The 2,500-nt window shown below is 55.5% G+C and carries 1 tRNA gene and 2 rRNA genes (1 of these 3 cut by a window edge); all 3 read left to right on the top strand.

The annotated features are described in order from the left end of the window. Nucleotides 1-1,741, top strand: a 23S ribosomal RNA gene (locus tag NMG70_RS28040); it begins 1,079 nt to the left of the window's first position. Between the two features lie 277 nt (nucleotides 1,742-2,018). Then, nucleotides 2,019-2,133, top strand: a 5S ribosomal RNA gene (rrf, locus tag NMG70_RS28035). Between the two features lie 236 nt (nucleotides 2,134-2,369). After that, a tRNA-Met gene (locus tag NMG70_RS28030) sits at nucleotides 2,370-2,446 on the top strand. Nucleotides 2,447-2,500: the final 54 nt, after the last annotated feature.

Below are 2,500 nucleotides of genomic sequence, written 5' to 3'. Positions count from 1 at the left end.
AGTGGGAAAGGATGTGAGGATCCCAAAACAACCAGGATGTTGGCTTAGAAGCAGCCATCATTTAAAGAAAGCGTAACAGCTCACTGGTCTAAATAAGGGTCTTTGCGCCGAAAATGTAACGGGGCTCAAGCCATACACCGAAGCTTAGGGTTCGTGAGCAATCACGAGCGGTAGCGGAGCGTTCTGTAAGCTGATGAAGCCATACCCGTGAGGGGTGGTGGAGGTATCAGAAGTGCGAATGCTGACATGAGTAACGTAAGGGGAGTGAGAGACTCCCCCGCCGAAAGTCCAAGGGTTCCTGCTTAAAGCTAATCTGAGCAGGGTTAGCCGGCCCCTAAGTCGAGGCAGAAATGCGTAGACGATGGGAACCACGTTAATATTCGTGGGCCTGGAGGAAGTGACGGATCATTGAGGTAGTCCAATCTTATCGGATTGAACGGGCTGCTGCGTGGTTCCAGGAAATAGCTCCTCCTTATAGACCGTACCCGAAACCGACACTGGTGGACTGGTAGAGTATACCAAGGCGCTTGAGAGAACTATGCTGAAGGAACTCGGCAAATTGCACGCGTAACTTCGGAAGAAGCGTGACCCTTTTCCACGCAAGTGGAGGAGGGTGGCACAGACCAGGGGGTAGCGACTGTTTATCAAAAACACAGGGCTCTGCGAAGTCGCAAGACGACGTATAGGGTCTGACGCCTGCCCGGTGCTGGAAGGTTAAGAGGAGGGGTGCAAGCTCTGAATCGAAGCCCCAGTAAACGGCGGCCGTAACTATAACGGTCCTAAGGTAGCGAAATTCCTTGTCGGGTAAGTTCCGACCTGCACGAATGGCGTAACGACTTCCCCGCTGTCTCCAGCATAGACTCAGTGAAATTGAATTCCCCGTGAAGATGCGGGGTTCCTGCGGTTAGACGGAAAGACCCCGTGCACCTTTACTATAGCTTTACATTGGCATTCGTAGTGGCATGTGTAGGATAGGTGGTAGGCTTTGAAACCTGGGCGCCAGCTCAGGTGGAGCCACCCTTGAAATACCACCCTTATCACTATGGATGTCTAACCGCGGCCCGTCATCCGGGTCCGGGACAATGTATGGTGGGTAGTTTGACTGGGGCGGTCGCCTCCTAAAGAGTAACGGAGGCGCGCGATGGTGGGCTCAGAACGGTCGGAAATCGTTCGCTGAGTGCAATGGCATAAGCCTGCCTGACTGCGAGACTGACAAGTCGAGCAGAGACGAAAGTCGGTCATAGTGATCCGGTGGTCCCGCGTGGAAGGGCCATCGCTCAACGGATAAAAGGTACGCCGGGGATAACAGGCTGATGACCCCCAAGAGTCCATATCGACGGGGTTGTTTGGCACCTCGATGTCGACTCATCGCATCCTGGGGCTGGAGCAGGTCCCAAGGGTATGGCTGTTCGCCATTTAAAGCGGTACGTGAGTTGGGTTCAGAACGTCGTGAGACAGTTCGGTCCCTATCTGCCGTGGGTGTAGGAATATTGAAAGGATCTGTCCCTAGTACGAGAGGACCGGGATGGACGGATCTCTGGTGGACCTGTTGTGGCGCCAGCCGCATAGCAGGGTAGCTATATCCGGACGGGATAACCGCTGAAGGCATCTAAGCGGGAAACCCACCTTAAAACGAGTATTCCCTGAGAACCGTGGAAGACGACCACGTTGATAGGCCGGGTGTGGAAGAGCGGCAACGCTTGAAGCTTACCGGTACTAATAGTTCGATCGGCTTGATCGTTCTCATTCCCTATGCCCATCTGACAAAGTCAGATGGTCTGTTCTCACTCACGCTTGTTCCGCCCTGCGGGCGGCGCTACGTGGGTGCGGCGCATCGGCGCCGACGGTCGGTCGACCTTGCGAAGCTTCGCTTCGAAAGGCGCCAGGACCAAAAGAACAGTAAAGGCACAACAAAGACCAGCGAACAGCTCAGAGAGAGCAGAAATAGGCTTCCCTATTCGCTACTCCCTCATCGCTATTCGCTCAAAAAGCTTCTCGAGCAACGTGCGCTTTGCCGACCTGGTGGTTATGGCGGAGCGGCTGCACCCGATCCCATTCCGAACTCGGCCGTGAAACGCTCCAGCGCTGATGGTACTTCGTCTCAAGACGCGGGAGAGTAGGTCGCTGCCAGGTCTGCAAAACGCACGTTGTCAAAAATCCAAATCTTCTCTCTACAAAACAGGCCCGCCAATCGGGAACTCGGGCCGCGCAAGCGGCCCTTTCAGTTGACGGAACTAACTAAGCGCTGACTTGTCGAAAAGTTGACGCGGGGTGGAGCAGCGCCCCGTCCGCCCGCAAAGGCCAAAGGCCTCAAGGACGGACAAACAAAAAGCCCGGGCTGCCCGGCCGGCATTCGCCGTCAAAGTTGACGCGGGGTGGAGCAGCCCGGTAGCTCGTCAGGCTCATAACCTGAAGGTCACAGGTTCAAATCCTGTCCCCGCAACCAAACAAAAAACGGCCCGCATCACGCGGGCCGTTTTGCGTTTGGAGCCTGCCGCGG

Origin of the sequence: Mesorhizobium ventifaucium (assembly GCF_935822925.1) — a bacterium.
In the GTDB taxonomy this organism is placed as follows: Bacteria; Pseudomonadota; Alphaproteobacteria; order Rhizobiales; family Rhizobiaceae; genus Mesorhizobium; species Mesorhizobium ventifaucium.
Note: the sequence above shows the minus strand (reverse complement) of the source record. Positions and strands in the feature narration are given on the sequence as shown.